The organism is Mesobacillus campisalis (assembly GCF_000986785.1).
Taxonomy (GTDB): Bacteria; Bacillota; Bacilli; order Bacillales; family Cytobacillaceae; genus Mesobacillus_B; species Mesobacillus_B campisalis.
In genome coordinates this window covers 67,712-82,730 of record NZ_LAYY01000001.1, presented here as the reverse complement: position 1 = coordinate 82,730, position 15,019 = coordinate 67,712, and the positions used below count along the sequence as shown (strand labels likewise).

Annotated in this window: 12 protein-coding genes; 6 read left to right on the top strand and 6 right to left on the bottom strand. The window is 45.2% G+C overall.

Annotated features, from left to right (window positions below; genetic code table 11):
• Window positions 1-148: 148 nt before the first annotated feature.
• Complete coding sequence (locus WQ57_RS00350) at window positions 149-1,057, bottom strand: nuclease-related domain-containing protein (protein WP_046521725.1); 909 nt, start codon at window positions 1,055-1,057, stop codon at window positions 149-151.
• A gap of 184 nt (window positions 1,058-1,241) precedes the next feature.
• Here WQ57_RS00350 and WQ57_RS00345 point away from each other — a divergent pair, with 184 nt between their 5' ends.
• The 3 genes from WQ57_RS00345 (at window position 1,242) to WQ57_RS00335 (ending at window position 3,049) form a co-directional block, all read left to right on the top strand.
• Entirely contained in the window at window positions 1,242-1,718 is a 477-nt protein-coding gene (locus WQ57_RS00345; RefSeq protein WP_052948592.1) for a cell wall hydrolase, read from the top strand.
• Between the two features lie 23 nt (window positions 1,719-1,741).
• The gene (gene gerQ / locus WQ57_RS00340; RefSeq protein WP_046521724.1) at window positions 1,742-2,212 is read left to right on the top strand and encodes a spore coat protein GerQ; all 471 of its coding nucleotides are present in this window, start codon (window positions 1,742-1,744) and stop codon (window positions 2,210-2,212) included.
• Between the two features lie 165 nt (window positions 2,213-2,377).
• Window positions 2,378-3,049 carry a hypothetical protein gene (locus tag WQ57_RS00335; RefSeq protein ID WP_156183008.1) on the top strand — a complete coding sequence of 224 codons (672 nt, stop codon included), beginning with the start codon at window positions 2,378-2,380 and terminating at the stop codon, window positions 3,047-3,049.
• Window positions 3,050-3,136: 87 nt separating this feature from the next.
• Here the strand turns inward: WQ57_RS00335 and WQ57_RS00330 are convergent, their stop codons facing one another.
• On the bottom strand, window positions 3,137-6,427 hold the full coding sequence (locus tag WQ57_RS00330; protein WP_046522007.1) for a trifunctional glycoside hydrolase family 18/polysaccharide deacetylase/glycosyltransferase family 2 protein: 3,291 nt from the start codon (window positions 6,425-6,427) through the stop codon (window positions 3,137-3,139).
• Window positions 6,428-7,123: 696 nt separating this feature from the next.
• Here WQ57_RS00330 and WQ57_RS00325 point away from each other — a divergent pair.
• The gene (locus WQ57_RS00325; protein WP_046521722.1) at window positions 7,124-7,480 is read left to right on the top strand and encodes a nucleotide excision repair endonuclease; all 357 of its coding nucleotides are present in this window, start codon (window positions 7,124-7,126) and stop codon (window positions 7,478-7,480) included.
• A 151-nt stretch (window positions 7,481-7,631) separates the two neighbouring features.
• On the opposite strand, the gene rluF is transcribed toward WQ57_RS00325, so the two are convergent.
• On the bottom strand, window positions 7,632-8,339 hold the full coding sequence (gene rluF / locus WQ57_RS00320) for a 23S rRNA pseudouridine(2604) synthase RluF (protein WP_046522006.1): 708 nt from the start codon (window positions 8,337-8,339) through the stop codon (window positions 7,632-7,634).
• A gap of 171 nt (window positions 8,340-8,510) precedes the next feature.
• On the opposite strand from rluF, the gene WQ57_RS00315 reads away from it, so the two are divergent.
• Window positions 8,511-9,146 carry a YczE/YyaS/YitT family protein gene (locus WQ57_RS00315; RefSeq protein WP_046521721.1) on the top strand — a complete coding sequence of 212 codons (636 nt, stop codon included), beginning with the start codon at window positions 8,511-8,513 and terminating at the stop codon, window positions 9,144-9,146.
• Between the two features lie 114 nt (window positions 9,147-9,260).
• Here the strand turns inward: WQ57_RS00315 and WQ57_RS00310 are convergent, their stop codons facing one another.
• Complete coding sequence (locus WQ57_RS00310) at window positions 9,261-10,505, bottom strand: MFS transporter (RefSeq protein WP_046521720.1); 1,245 nt, start codon at window positions 10,503-10,505, stop codon at window positions 9,261-9,263.
• A gap of 146 nt (window positions 10,506-10,651) precedes the next feature.
• Here WQ57_RS00310 and WQ57_RS00305 point away from each other — a divergent pair, with 146 nt between their 5' ends.
• Window positions 10,652-11,617 carry an alpha/beta hydrolase gene (locus WQ57_RS00305; RefSeq protein WP_046521719.1) on the top strand — a complete coding sequence of 322 codons (966 nt, stop codon included), beginning with the start codon at window positions 10,652-10,654 and terminating at the stop codon, window positions 11,615-11,617.
• Between the two features lie 18 nt (window positions 11,618-11,635).
• Here WQ57_RS00305 and WQ57_RS00300 read toward each other — a convergent pair whose 3' ends face one another.
• Together WQ57_RS00300 and WQ57_RS00295 are read right to left on the bottom strand one after the other, a co-directional pair.
• Window positions 11,636-12,598 (bottom strand): arsenic resistance protein, encoded by a 963-nt coding sequence (locus WQ57_RS00300; protein ID WP_046521718.1) that lies wholly within the window; start codon window positions 12,596-12,598, stop codon window positions 11,636-11,638.
• A gap of 693 nt (window positions 12,599-13,291) precedes the next feature.
• Window positions 13,292-14,734, bottom strand: a complete 1,443-nt coding sequence (locus WQ57_RS00295; RefSeq protein ID WP_046521717.1) for a L,D-transpeptidase family protein — start codon at window positions 14,732-14,734, stop codon at window positions 13,292-13,294.
• Window positions 14,735-15,019: the final 285 nt, after the last annotated feature.

The window sequence follows — 15,019 nt, the reverse complement described above, 5'->3', positions numbered from 1 at the left end:
GACAGGATGGAGCTGGAACCGTGGCATCGAGTCCGAAAGAAGTCTTGATTCGGACAGGCCGAAGCAAAAACCTGAGGATCGAGTCCGAATGAAAATCCCTTCAAGGCCCCTAAAACTCGCAATCATACACCCCGGGCCCCAGAGCATCCTACTTATAATATGTATCCCTAGTATTCCCGAAAGCGGTAAAGTTCTTCTTCATGATCCGGCGAATTGTCTTTTCATTAAGACCAGTTTGACACCACTCATAGATGCTATGGGTGGTAATGTTTCGATCAGGGAAAAGCAGCTTAAATTCCTCCATATGCCTTAAAATAGCATGTTCAATTTTTTCCTGTCCTCCGCAGTTCTCACATACCAAATGGTAATTGACAATATAAACCTTAAACGATTTGCACGTTTTACAGTAACATCCTTTTTTCACCTGGCTGTATTCATAGGCTGGTGTTGCGGAAAAAGGATTTTTAGGCTGGTGGAGAGTCATTAATTTTTGGGAAAGTTTTTTGTGGCCATCATCCAGCTTGGAAGGGGTTTTATCGAACTCTTTTAAAAAACGATTTACCTGGGTGGGCAGAATCAAGGGCTGGTTCATTGGGGCTTGGTATAGAGTGAATTCCTGGTTGATGAAAATAACGAAGCTTTCAACGAGGTAATGTAGCCTGTGGATTTGCAGCAGATGGCGGAACAGGGTAGTGCTCCTTTTTAATTGATCAAGCGGATTCTTATATTCGCGGCCGGATGCCACGCTGTAAAATTTGTCTGAATCCAGGAAATAATCTCCTTCAAAATTTTTAATATCCAATAGATAAATAACCCCTTGCGAGACAATGGTGGAGTCAATCTGAAAATACGAGTTATTTACCTCAAGCAGCATGTCATTTAAGATGTACCTCTCCTCTAAAATATTTTCCGCCAGCGTGTCAAACTTAACTTCGCCTTCATAGCCTTTTTCAAGTTTGAAATATCGGCTTTTGTCTTTTTCTGTTAACTGCATCCTCGTGTTTAAATAGCGCATAGTCAGCAGTTCATCTGATTCCTTTCGTTCTTTGAGGATCATAATCGACTTCCTTTCTTGGTTTCTATGCTAATTGTATAAAAATTGAATGAAAATCGCAGGGGAGAATAGGACAAATTTTTGTCCAACCCTCGTAAGGTCAAATTCGCTTTTTGGGCTGATAGGCAAGTTACCAAACTCGGCATCGGGCAATAAGTTACTTGTATAGGCTGAAGGGGGTGAGAAGTTGGGAAGGAGAATAAAACATACCGAGCGTGACGTGGATGCGTTGGCTAGGCTTATGCTTGCGGAAGCAATCGGTGAAGGTCCTCTGGGGATGACGATGGTAGGTACGGTTGTAGCCAATCGGGTGGAAGCAGATTGTGCTCCGGATTTCAAAAATTTGCGCAATATTAGGCATGCCATTTATCAAACCATCCCTGGGACTGGAATTCCACATTTTGAGCCTGTCTTGAATGGATCCTTGTATACACAGCGACCCGATGAGGAGGACCTCCGTAGAGCCAGGGATTTGCTTCAGGGTTACCGGCACCCCCGCGCGAGGATGAACTTATGGTTTTTCAATCCCAGTCCGGGAAAGACCTACCGGGAACCTTGTACCCCCACGATGCCAAGATCCCCGATGACGGTGTTTGAACATGCGCATAAAAATCATTGTTTCTATGTTGCCGTACCGGGCTACTGCCCAGAATTTTACCGATAACAGAAAAAGGAGCTGAGCTTCCCATGACTTTTGGAGACTCTTATTTTTATCCAATGAATTATCATTCTGGTTTTTCTCCGGCATCCATGATGCGGACCATGCCGGCGCAACAAACACAACCTGCTGGCTTCCCTGCCGGAGCGCACTCTGGTCCCACATTTTCCGTCCCGGTGGTTCCGATGGGAACTGGGCAGGGTCTTCCAATGGGAGCAGTGGAAGAATCTTTTATCGAAAACATCCTGCGCTTCAACAAAGGGAAGGTAGGTACCTTCTATTTTACTTATCAAGGCAACAGCAGATGGAATGCAATGGTATACCGCGGGCGCGTTGAAACGGCCGGCCGGGACCATATTATTATCAGTGACCCTGCCAGCGGGAGACGCTACCTGCTGCTGATGTCCAATCTGGATTGGGTGGAATTCGAGGAACAGATTAATTACCCTCATCACGAAATCAGCCCTGCTGTCGAGGCGTCCCTTGAGACAACCGAATAAGGTTTGCAGGTAGATAAAAACATCTTCTTCATGGAAATGGCCTTTTTGTCTTTTGACGATGACTATCTGAACCTTTCCCAGACCTGGAAACTGCTTTTAGACCCCCACATTGTGGAGCTGCCTCCCGTATTCTTTGTTAGAGATAAAGAATATGAGGGGAATTTTATGAGTAATAAAGCCAAAGGAGCCCTTGCAATGGTTTTAGCAGGGGCGGTTACCTTTTCAGTGACCAATTCTTTCCTGCCAGAACCCATGAATCTTATTGCCAAAGAACTTTCTTTGCATATGTCGGGGGATTCCAGGAAAACGGGATTGATCAAGAAACCGGAGATAGCCGTTACAGACACAAATCCGAAAGAGGCACAAAAAGGGGCTTCAGATGATTCTGCTCGTCCAATAAGCAATCCGGCAATGAAAGCAAATGCGAATTCCAGCCAGACTGGCGGGAATAAGGCGACGAAAACAATAACTCAACAACCATCTGTTTCCAGCAGTACGGCCACCGCTAGCCAATCAAGCGGGCCTGCTCCAAAAGCAAGTGCTCCAGCAAAGGCCGCACCGCCAGCTCCTTCGCCACCCAAGCCGGCTAGTGTGAAGAGTCCTGTTGAACCTGCCAGTCCTGTTCCGGCTGCCGAACCTGCCAGTTCAGCTCCGGCTCCCAAACCTGCGAATCGGACTCAAGCCGAGCCTGTGAGAAACCCGAATGAAAATGCGGCAGTTAATGCCACTGTAAAGAGTGAAAATGCTGCGACAACGAATCGGGGGCAGGAGAATTCCCAAGCTGCGAAAGATAAGGGAACGGCCAATCGGGAACAAAACGGAAAGAAAGACAATTAAATGCTATCCAGTGAAAAGATCACCACAGAAAGGTGATCTTTTTTCTGTGAAAAAAAGCCTTTCCCAAATGGGAAAGGTCTGATTAGTTTAGCCTTCAATTGTCATGTCCTGGGTGGCATTTCCGTTGCGCTTAAGCTTCCCCCAGCCAACGGTTACCCCTTTAATTGCTGAAAGGAGGGATTTGATCACCACATAAGTCATCAGCTGCTTGTACAAGATTCGCTGAAGCAGCAGGGACCATAGCGGTTTGGGACTTTCTTTTTCCAATCTGAAAGCATAGAGCGACGCCAACAAATCCAGCAAATAAAAAAGAGTAAATCCTATCAGTGCTTTTCCGGCATGACCTGTAAACAGGGCGATTACAAACAGAATCTCTGCTATGGGCGAGATGATTTGAAAGAGGTACTGGAAAAGCCACATGTTTGGAAGGGCAACAAACCCTAATGAGCCATGTTTTTTATTGAATAAAGCGTCCCGATGTTTCCACAGGCATTGCAGTGTTCCGTAAACCCACCGGTAGCGCTGTTTTGCCAGGCTCTTAACATCTTCCGGCACTTCTGTAAAGGCATAAGCTTTTTCTTCGAATTCAATCTTCTTCCCGTTGCGCAATAAAGCAAGAGTAAGGTCGGTATCCTCTGCCAGCGTATCTTCTTGAAAATAGCCGGCGTCCGCCACCGCTGTCTTGCGCCAGGCACCGATTGCTCCAGGGACAACCGTAATGCAATTAAGGGCGGCAAAGGCCCTTCTCTCTAAATTGAAGCCTGTCACATATTCGATATGCTGCCAGTTTGTCAGGAGATTTCCCTTATTGCCGACCTTAACATTCCCGGAAACTGCCGCTACCTGTTCATTTCTAAAATGGCTGACAAGCAATGAGATCGCATTTTCGGCAATGAGGGTGTCCGCATCAAGAGCAATCACGATTTCTCCTGACGATTCCTTAAAACCAAGATTGACGGCCGAAGATTTTCCGCCATTGGCCTTTTGGATTAATTTCACGAGAGGATGGCTGTCATACGCTTTTTGTACCTCAAGCGCTGTATCATCCCTGGATCCATCGTCAATAATCAATATTTCAAAGTTTGGATAATCACTCGCTAAAATGGAATCGATCGTTTTGCAAATCACTTTTTCTTCATTATAGGCTGCAATGACAACAGAGACAAAAGGTGTGAAACCAGGTTCGTTCCTCGTTTCCTTATACCGTTTCACCTGTCTTCTGGAAAGGAAAACAAACAGGGCCAGCCGCAAAATCCCCAAAAGGATGGCAGAATAGAACAAGATGGCAAGTCCAAATTTCCATCCTTCCATAAGGAGGAACACAGCTTTGTTGTAGATTGAATAAGGACTGGTCTGGTGTATTGCAGGATTAATGGCGCTGTGGTTTTTTCCGATCAGTTCCCCCACGGTCGTAAAGGTGTAGCCCTGTTGTTTAAGCTCCTTAATGACCATAGGCAAAGCTTCCACTGTACTAGACCGGTCGCCGCCAGCATCATGAAACAAAATCACATTTCCTTCTGGCAGCTGATACAATATTTCGTCAACGATTTCCTTGCTGGAAAGTCCTTTCCAATCGCTTGAATCAATGTTTTGGCCAACCATCGTATATCCCATCGCCTGTGCTTGCCATATGACCGATTGCTCGCTTTCGGTCGCTAACATTGTATCGGCGTCATAGGTGGGGCGGAACAGGGTCATGGAATGGCCGGTGATTTCCTGGAACAATCGCTGAGTTGCATTCAGCTCCAATTTTAGTCGCAATGGAGTAATGGCTGTAAGGTCAGGATGTGTAAAGGTATGGCTGCCTACTTCATGGCCTTCTTCATGCATTCGTTTAATAAGGTCACGATTCTGCAAAGCATTTTCCCCAAGAATAAAAAAGGTGCCCTTGATTTGATGCTGGTTGAGAATGTCCAATATTTGCGGTGTATAAGTTGGATCCGGCCCATCATCAAATGAAAGGACAATTTCCTTTGATTGGGGTGTTCCATGCCGGGTGACTTGAGTGGGCGTTGGTAAAGTAACGTAGGTTTCACTCTCGATCAGCCCGTCTGCGCCCCAGTCCATTTTCCGTTTTCCTTCTTTTGATTGAGAAGCAATCGTCAGAATCTCCCCGTTACCTAAATGGTGCGCCTGCTTGGGGCTTGTCAGGGTGTTAAGCGTGTCTGTTGGCTTGATGAGTTCATCAGGCTGGTTTATGAAGTTCCAGATAGCAGGATCTTCTGAACCTAGCCGCCAAAGAGCAATTCCATTTGATCCGCTGCCAATCGCCAATTTCATTTGATTATAGAAGGTCGCGGCATCCAAAAACCAAACGGTATGGTTTTTCCTGTTCTTTTTATAGCGCAAATATGGATTGCCCGCTTGTTTGCTCCAATGGACTTGGAGATCCGTCCCAGTGCCAAGGTTCATGATTTCCTGGAAGGAGATGGGCTTCGCTGGCAGGCTGGAGCCTTCTTCCCAGTCGTATCCATAGCTTCCTAAACTGATGATCAATTTTTCAGGAGGGATACTCAATTCGTGCAAACTCTGTTTCGCCCACTCAATAGAGGCGATTGGTCCAGGGGTGCTTTGGGCATGATGCTCGTCATATAACATGACCATCATACGATCAGCGCTGGCCGCCAAGCCAGCATAATCAAAACTCTGGTTGTCCGGCGGAACATCCACTGTGACCATAAGCCCTTGGGGGTGAAAAGCTTGATAGACTTTTTGCATGAATTTGGTGAAATGGTCTCTATCCTTTGGCTGGATTTCTTCAAAATCGATATTAATGCCATCAAAATCATTTCTTTGTACAAAGTTTAGCATGCTATCGATAAATTTTTCCTGTGCTCCCGGCTCAGTAAATAAGCGGTGCAATGCATTGCCGTCCCACTCGTCGTTTACGACATTATTCACAAGGGGAAGGATCTTGATATTATTTGCTTTTGCTTCTTCCACGATAGACTGATCAATTCTGGTCACCAGGTCAAGATTGGAAGTCAAATGCAGCCACTCTGGTATCAAGGTTGAAATGGAATCTTTATTTTTTTGAAAAGACGTTTTGCTGTTTTCATCCCAATCGACGTAAAAAGCATACACTTCCTGCTGCTCCTGCAGTTGTGCCTTGTTAACCATTGCAGATTTATTAGAAGTGGATGACAGCTTGCTTTCTTTCAATCTTTCATTAATGGGCTCAATCCCGTTACTCGCAGTGGTCCTGGTTTCTAGTTTGAGCTCTGGTAAATCCGGGGTGGTACTAAGGCTTTCAATAAAAATAGCAGAAACGACGACCATTAAAATCAGGAAGCCTGCAGCCATCCGCTTAATAATCGTCCAGCGTCTTTTAGCCGGATCAAGGAAAACATGGTCATGGCTCTGCTGGTTTTTTTTCAGCCCTAAATTGTAAAACCAGTGGAAGAAAAAATAACAGAGAAGACCAATGAATCCTCCGAAAATACCTGAAATAACCGCTTGCGAAGTGCTAATTTTATTTTCGAGGGCGGAGAGCAGCCAGGAATCTTTTAATAGATGCAATACTGGCAGGTCCCGAATATGCGGAATAAAAAATGTAATCAATGCTCCCAGGAATAAGGCTATGACGTTAAGCCGCAGCAAAAGGGATAATACAGGCAATAAAGCTATTTTCAGTAAGCTATCAAATGGCAGAAAGGCCAGGAAAAACCCGAGGGTACTTGCAACCGCACCTGCATTTCCGGTTACAGGGGCAAACAATGACCTGACACTCCACCTCAATACCACATTCATGAAAACTCCTCCTTAATGGGTAAGTGCCGTAATATGTAAGTTGATTCACAACAAATCCTCTCAGGGTATACCTTGCAAGTGACAGATGGAAAAATGACTTACAAAAGAAGCTTAGGCAGTCAGCTTACTATTTTGGGGGTAGGGCGGAAAGTTTTTTTAATATATTAAATGATGAATGTAATTTCAGGGAGAAGATTGTTTGAAAAACGGCAATCGTCAAAACGTATGCTCTTTGGTTACGATGAGAATGACTATAAGTAAATGGCATTTTATATAACGCTATGTTAGCATTGACAAAGATAACGAAAGAGGAAGTGAACGATAGTGATCAACATCAGTATTCCAAAACCCAATGTTACCATTACGAAACAGAAGAACCCTGAATTAAGCAATATTTACGGGTTTACTGATTTTCATCTTATCCCTAGAGACAAGGGAGGGATTTTTATGTTCTATAACCAGAATAAAGAACTGCTCTTTGTTGGAAAAGCGAGGAAATTGAGGCAAAGGATAAAAAAGCATTTTGAGGATACTGTTTCTCCAATCAAGATGCATAGGGACGAGGTAACCAGAATCGAGGTTTGCGTCATCGATGATCCGGTCCATAGGGAAATTTATGAAACGTATATTATTAATGAACTCAAGTCCAAGTACAATATTGACAAGGCGTTTTTTAGATAAGTGAATCCCCAACAGTGGAGTTTTCCCATGCCTCCAGCTAAAAACAACGGACTCGCCGATTGGCGGGTTTTTATTTGTAAATAAAATGAAAAAGAAGCGAGTTGTCTATTCGCTTCTTTCTAGGTTATTTCCATCCGTATCTTCGGGCTTTTTACCATTCCTTTGGTTCATAGTTCAGGTCTCTGAATAATTGGGTTTTCTCTTTCTTTGATAAATCTCTCCATTGACCAGGTGGGAGGTTGCCCAGATGGATATTCATGATTCGTGTACGCTGCAGCCTGTAAACCTCGTAGCCTAACGCTTCGCACATGCGGCGAATTTGGCGGTTCAACCCTTGAGTCAGGATGATTTGAAAATCAAATTTTGATAAAGGCGTTACTTTACATGGAAGTGTTTTGGTTCCCAGTATCTTCACACCCTCTGACATATTCTTCAGAAATTCGGGAGTAATCGGCTTGTCCACTGAAACGATATATTCTTTTTCATGCTTGTTTTCAGCTCGCAGAATTTCATTAACGATGTCCCCATCATTTGTAAGAAGGATTAAGCCTTCAGAATCTTTATCCAGCCGGCCGATATTAAAAATCCTCAATGGATGGTTGACTAAATCAACGATATTTCCTTTGACATTCTTTTCGGTTGTACTTGTAATTCCTACAGGTTTATTCAAAGCGATATAGACATTATTCCTGGCCACCCTGACAGGTGCTCCATTTACCAGTACATCATCCCCGGGATTGACCTGGTCGCCTATTTGCGCCCGTTTGCCATTGATGGTGACTCTTCCTTCACTAATCAATTTATCGGCACCCCTTCTTGATGCTTTGCCCGCTTCACTAATGTATTTATTGATTCGGATCGTAATCACAACCTTATGTTAAAAATGGATTAATAGCTTATTTACTATACCCTATTTTAAAAGGGTAATCAAAACGGGGCCGCCGGGATTGCCATTTATTTTTTGTGGATACCAGTATACAGGCTATGGTATAGTGGTCTAGCTGAATTTTTGAAGATTAGAGGAGATATGATGGGGAAAGAATGGATCCTTCGGTGGTCTTTTTTTGTTTTCGGCCTGATGGTACTGGCGTTGGGAGTTGCCTTGACGGTTAAAGGAAAGCTGCTGGGAATAGGCCCTTGGGACGTGCTCCATTATGGACTGTCACTAAAAATTGGACTGACGATTGGGTCTTGGTCCATCCTTACAGGATTCCTGCTGCTTGCGGCTTCTGCCCTAGCAACGAAAAAAATCCCCCAAATAGGCGCCTTTTTAAATATGCTGCTGCTTGGAATTTTTATTGATGTGTTTATTTGGCTGCTGCCAAGCATTGATAGTGTTATAGGAGCAGTGATTTCCTTTATTCTGGGCATTGTCCTTATCGGATATGGAATTGGGCTTTATGTTTCCGCCGACCTGGGTTCAGGGCCGCGTGACAGCATCATGATCATGCTTGTTGCCAAAACGGGATGGAGCATCCAATGGGTCCGCAATGGGATGGAACTTTTTGTCCTAATATTGGGCTGGATATTGGGAGGACCTGTTGGAATCGGAACAGTTATCATTGCCTTTTTCCTGGGTCCGATTGTCGGTTTTTCTTTGCCGCAATGCAAAGTACTGCTGGGGAATTTTCTTAATAAGGAAGAGCATAAAAAGCTGGCTGCTTAAAACGGATTTAGACAGCTAATGTAAAAAAAGCTGGACCGAGTCCGAAAGCGGTACCCAATCAAGCCAAGAAAAAAGGCAGATCCAAGAGATGAAAATGGACTGCCTTTTTTATATTTATTTAGAGTTCATTACCGGTTCTCCTGCCTCAACAAGCACTTTATTTCGGCCCATGAAGACGGCGAGAACGATAATTAAGGCTCCAGTCCCGAAAAGAAGCCATTCAATCTGCATGAAATCGGCAATGGGACCGAAGATGAGCATGCCAATCGGCATCATCGAGGTCGAAATCATCCCAAGGACTCCGAACACTCTCCCCAAGTAATCTTCATCAATTTTCTCCTGTAACAAGACAGTGGCAGGTGTATTGAACAGCGGCAATGCCACACCGAATAAAGCCATGAACGCTAAATACAGCCAAAACGCCGGGGCGATGCCAAGAGCCACTGTACATGCTCCCATAACCAGGCTTGAAAGGGTAAGAGTTTTTATTTTATTGGGAAATCCTCCCCAGGAAGCAATAATGGCCCCTCCCGCCATCATGCCAACTGAAAAGGCAATTTCGATGGCAGTCAGCCGCCATACATCTGCGCCAAAGCTGCGTGTCACCTGCAGTGGCGTCAAAAAGGAGGCAGGAGCCATCAACACGAAGAAAATGGCAAAAAACAGAAAGAATGTCTTCAAAAAAGCATGACCGCCTACATACCGCAGACCTTCCTTAAAGTCGCTGAGATAGCTTGTGGTGAGTTTTTCCGCTGCCTTCTGATGTACCTTGATTTTCAGGAAGCCTATGAGGGTAACAATTGCGATCGCCGCTGTGATTACATCGATAAAAAAGATCATTTCAAGCGATGTAGTGGCCAGCAGCGCGGCACTGACCATTGGCGAGACAAACATAATGATAGCTTGGATGCTGCCGTTTACGCCGTTCACCTTTGTCAGCTTATCCTTTGGAACAATCTGCGGTAAAATCGCACCGACTGCAGGAGTCTGAATCCCTGTTCCAACCGCCCTGATTGCTGCCATCAAGAAGAGCAGCCAAATGGCATCGTAGCCATTTAAAAACAGGATGGCAAGAATTAGTGTGGAAACAGCTATAAGCCCATCTGCTGCAATGATCAGCATTTTCCGGTTATAGCGGTCGGCCCACACACCTGCTACTGGAGACAAAATAAAAGTAGGAATAAAACCGCAAATGATATAGAGCGTCATCATCAATCCGGATTGTGTGGAGAGCGTAATATGCCACATAATGGCGTATTGGACAAGGGACGAACCAAACAGTGAAACCGTCTGGCTGCTTAAAAAGAGAATGATGTTTTTAACCCAATTGTCCCTGGGATTGTCGGGGGCTGTGTTCATTTACTAACAACTCATTTCTATGAAATTTTGGCGGGCTATACTACATTAGTAGTAGGGGTCTGCATAATCGTAGCAAAAAAGTCCTATGCATACAACGACATAATGATAAAATGGAAAAGACATAAGAATGACAGGAGAGCACGTTTATGAAGAAAATCGGAATCCTGGCTGGATTACTGATCGTCCTGCTTACGGCAGCCTATGTTTTGGTTGGGAACTATTTTTACAATTTCGCGTTAAGTGCACAGCAGGAAAAGGAGTTCCTGGAAGGAAATCCGCATCTGGCCGAAAGTGAAGCGGTATCCGCAGCGGTTGCCGAGGAAGCGGATCAGGCGGACGATTCTTTTAAAAAAGAGCATAAGCCGGCAAAGTGGAAGGTCGTCTCAGCGGACAAGCTGCAGCTTAACTTGAATGCCAATGTATATGAAAATGATCTCCCGGAGCATAAATGGGCGGTCGTCGTCCATGGATATACCAGCAATGCCGAAAGCATGACAAGGTACATCCGGAATTTTCACGAAAAAGGCTATCATGTGGTTGCCCCTGACCTTCGCGGCCATGGAGACAGCGAAGGGGATTACATCGGCATGGGGTGGCACGACCGCAAGGATTTACTTTTATGGATTGAACAAATCATTGAAAGGGACCCGGAAGCGGAAATCGTCCTGTTCGGGATTTCAATGGGAGCCGCGACGGTCATGATGGCAGCAGGGGAAGAGGAGCTGCCTGCCAACGTCAAGGTAATCGTTGAAGATTGCGGTTATTCCTCGGTCAGCGAGGTGTTTGTCTATCAGCTGGATGATTTGTTCGGGCTGCCGGAATTTCCCGTAATGAATGCAGCCAATACAATAACCAGGCTTCGGGCGGGCTATGACCTTTATGAAGCAAATGCCGTGGAACAGGTTGCCAAGAGCGATACACCAATGTTGTTCATCCATGGGGAAGGTGACACGTTCGTTCCGTTTGAAATGCTGGATGAAGTATATAATGCCGCCAAGGTGGAAAAAGAAAAACTCATTATTCCGGAAGCCAATCATGGAGACGCTGAAAAAGTCGACCCGGTCACCTACTGGAACACTCTCTGGAGCTTTGTTGACAAGTATATGGATTGATTTTATGCACACATCGCGTCATGGATGTGTGCTTTTTGCATTCTTTGACCGAACTAACAGCAGCTGGGTAATGACGGCGAGAATCGGCAATTCCAGCAATGGGCCAATTACCAGGGTCAAGGCAATCAGCGGCTGATCCGGAAAAGCTGTCATCGCAATTGCCAGAGCAATTGGTGAATTCCTTGCCAGAGTGGTCAGACTAAGGCTTGCCCGATCACCATATGGGAAATGCATCAACTGGCCAACCTTTTGGCTAATGATGAAATTAATCACAAAAAATACCAGTATCGGGATGGTGATTTGCCCCATCAGTTCAAGGTTCTCCAGAAGCAATTGTCCATGGGAAGCGAACATCGCCGCAATGGCCAGGCCGAGGAAGAGGATGGGGAGGGCACTTAGCCTGTTTAGGAGATTTTCCCGGGCCTTCTGCCTGTTTCTAAAGAATGCTTTTGTCAGAGAAGCCAAAAGGAAAGGCAGGACCAAAACTAGTAAAATACTTTCGATAAGAAAATCAAGTTCCATAACCCCGGATGCACCGCCGAAAACAAGGAGGTAAACAGGCAGCAGTATTACCTGCAGAACGAAGTTCAAGGGCAGGACCGCAGTTGATAAAGCCACGTTTCCCCTGGCGATTCCAGTAAAGACCAGATACCAGTCGGTGCAGGGAGTGACCATCAGCATAATGAAGCCGATGTAGAGTGCTTGGTTATCACCTAAAAACAAGGATGCCAGGAACCAGGCGAAAACAGGTGTCCAGATAAAATTGATGATGACGGAAGTGTATGTAAACCTAAGGTTTTTAAATGCACTCTTTATTTCTTCAATAGGGATTTGCAGGAAGGTGATGTACAGCATGGCGGTTAATAATGGCACAATCAAAACGGCAGCATGGGTGCGAATGAGCTCTGCCTGGCCGGTGATTAATCCAAGCATGACCGATAAGAAAATGATTAATGTATACAGCTTCTCGATTAAACTCAAAGTAAATCCACCTGTCAAAATAATTTTGCATCCCTGCCATTTTACCATAGTGGGGTAAGCTTTTGAGAAGGAAGAGTTGCGATTGCCTGCCTGACAGAACGTTACCAGCGGGATGCAGGTCTGATTCGGACAGGGCGAGGAGAAAACAGGTGTCTCGAGTCCGAATGGAGGCCTGATTCGGACAGGCCGAGGAGGAAAGCGGTGTCCCGAGTCCGAATGGAGGTCTGATTCGGACAGGCCGAGGAGAAAACCGGTGTCTCAAGTCCGAATGGAGGTCTGATTCGGACAGGCCAAGGAGAAAACGGGTGTCTTGAGTCCGAATGGAGGTCTGATTCGGACTGGCCAAGGCGGAAACTGGTTGTTCGAGTCCGAATGGAGGTCTGATTCGGACAGGCCGAGGAGGAAAGCGGTGTCCCGAGTCCGAATGGAGGTCTGATTCGGGCAGGCCGAGGAGGAAAGCGGTGTCCCGAATCCGAATGGAGGCCTGATTTGGACAGGCCAAGGTGGAAACTGGTGCCTCAAGTCCGAAAACGTGCTCCATTCCGCCAAATTGAAGTGTAAACCTTTGGCTCATGACCGAGAGGGATTTCAATTAGGGCAGCTAGATAGACTAGCACGCATGAAAAAAACTCAGGAAATCACTGTCAGATTTCCTGAGTTTATTTTTTGATGCAGGAGAACCGTCCCCATGCTTCAGTAGACGACGACGGGGTCGTGGACGTTGAGGTTGTCGTAGACGGTTTTCATGACGTTGGCCTGGACGTTGACGCAGCCTCCGGATCCTGCTGTGAGGTAGGCATTGCTGTTCCAGTTGGTCCGCCAGCTTGCATCATGGAATCCTTGGCCGCTGTTGGTGAACGGCGCCCAATAGTCGACCTGGATTGAATAGGTGCCGCTGCCGACCGAGGTGCCATTCAGGGTGTATGGGGAGCGTTTAAAAAGGATATACCATACTCCCGGAGAAGTGTCTTCCCCTGTACTGTGTCTCCCGGTCACGACATTCGTTGTAAACACCTGCTTCCCGTTCCGGTAAATCCAAATCCGCTGTTCTTTAATCGATACCTCGGCATAGGTGTCACCAATGCCGTTATTTGCGATTGTCTCATAGCCGTATCCTTCATTATTCCAGCCGTTTCCGCGAATATGGGAAGCAGAAACTGAAGTTTCCCCATTTTCAAATGCTTTTTGCATGGCTGCTGTTTCCTTATCGACATCAAGTGCCCAGCCATAGCCTTGGCCTTTAACGGAAATGACGGAACCCGAATGGGTCTTGAACTGAAAATCTTTCCCCAATGTGGATTGGGTGTCATTGATTTCGGCGATTTTCTTTTTAAGGTCGCCAGGGTCAACCGAGACCTTCATTTCTTTTGAAACGGTGGCATTTTTAATATAATCGCTGCCTTTGATAGAATGAACCTTATCCTGTACCTTATATTCCACGGTATGGTCGAGAAGCGCCTGCAGCGTTTTCTCTTCATTTTTCACAATCTCACTGTCTTCATTAATGGCGCTAAGGTAGAGCGGGCTCAGATGGATTTCACTTGTATAACCATGCTGGTCGTATTCTTTCAATAGATTTTCAACGTCATATTGTTTGCCATCTACGCTTTTCGAAATGACAATCTTGCCATTTTCCAGGGACGCGTGGGCATCTATGGCTGAAGTCAGCCCGGCATTTAGCGAGAGGAGTTTTTGTTCCACCTCTTTTTTAAGTGTCATGCCCCTATATTCATCCTGCTTGCTTGGCATTAATGAATAATTGCTTTCCTTGAAAGAAGGAAAGAAGGTCCACTGGCTTTTCAGCAGCTTTTTGACCTGCGGTAAATCCTCTCTGGTTATATTCATCTCTGTAGCTTTTCCATCAAGAATTAATTGGCCTTCAATATATATATCATTATTTAACGCAGTGGTTTGCAGCTTGTTCAGGGCGTTTTCGGCTGTAAGTCCGCTGACGTTGATTCCATTGATTGTTCTATTAAAGTTAAAATGGGTTGCCTGGTAATAGCTCATGGCCGCAATGATGACGGCTATGACAGCAAGGCTGCCCGGCACGAGTATTTTCCAGTTTTTATACCATTTGTTTTGTTTTTGACGTGTTAGATGAGTGATCTCATCTGTTTGTACGACTTGTGCCATACATCATTCCTCCCCCATACCTTGGAGTTCTTTCAAAAAGTTTACATTTACATTACCTATATATTACACTTTTACTACAATTCTACAAGATAGGTTTAGATGAAATTTGTCGTTTCTTGGAAGTTTCCTAAGTTTTTTTTATTTTCCTCCTTTGGATATAACTGGAATAGATACTATTTTCCTAAACGTATAAAGGCAGGTATAAGTTTCAATTTGGCTTTGAAAATTTTCCTTTTTAATTGAGTTATTGCATTCCGTGACTTTTTTTGCTATTATCGTTTCATA

Excerpts from the sequence above, each read along its gene's own strand:
- WQ57_RS00350 (WP_046521725.1), bottom strand. The coding sequence starts at position 1,057 with ATGATCCTCAAAGAACGAAAGGAATCAGATGAACTGCTGACTATGCGC.
- gerQ (WP_046521724.1), top strand. The coding sequence starts at position 1,742 with ATGACTTTTGGAGACTCTTATTTTTATCCAATGAATTATCATTCTGGT.
- WQ57_RS00335 (WP_156183008.1), top strand. The coding sequence starts at position 2,378 with ATGAGTAATAAAGCCAAAGGAGCCCTTGCAATGGTTTTAGCAGGGGCG.
- WQ57_RS00315 (WP_046521721.1), top strand. The coding sequence starts at position 8,511 with ATGGGGAAAGAATGGATCCTTCGGTGGTCTTTTTTTGTTTTCGGCCTG.
- WQ57_RS00310 (WP_046521720.1), bottom strand. The coding sequence starts at position 10,505 with ATGAACACAGCCCCCGACAATCCCAGGGACAATTGGGTTAAAAACATC.
- WQ57_RS00305 (WP_046521719.1), top strand. The coding sequence starts at position 10,652 with ATGAAGAAAATCGGAATCCTGGCTGGATTACTGATCGTCCTGCTTACG.
- WQ57_RS00295 (WP_046521717.1), bottom strand. The coding sequence starts at position 14,734 with ATGGCACAAGTCGTACAAACAGATGAGATCACTCATCTAACACGTCAA.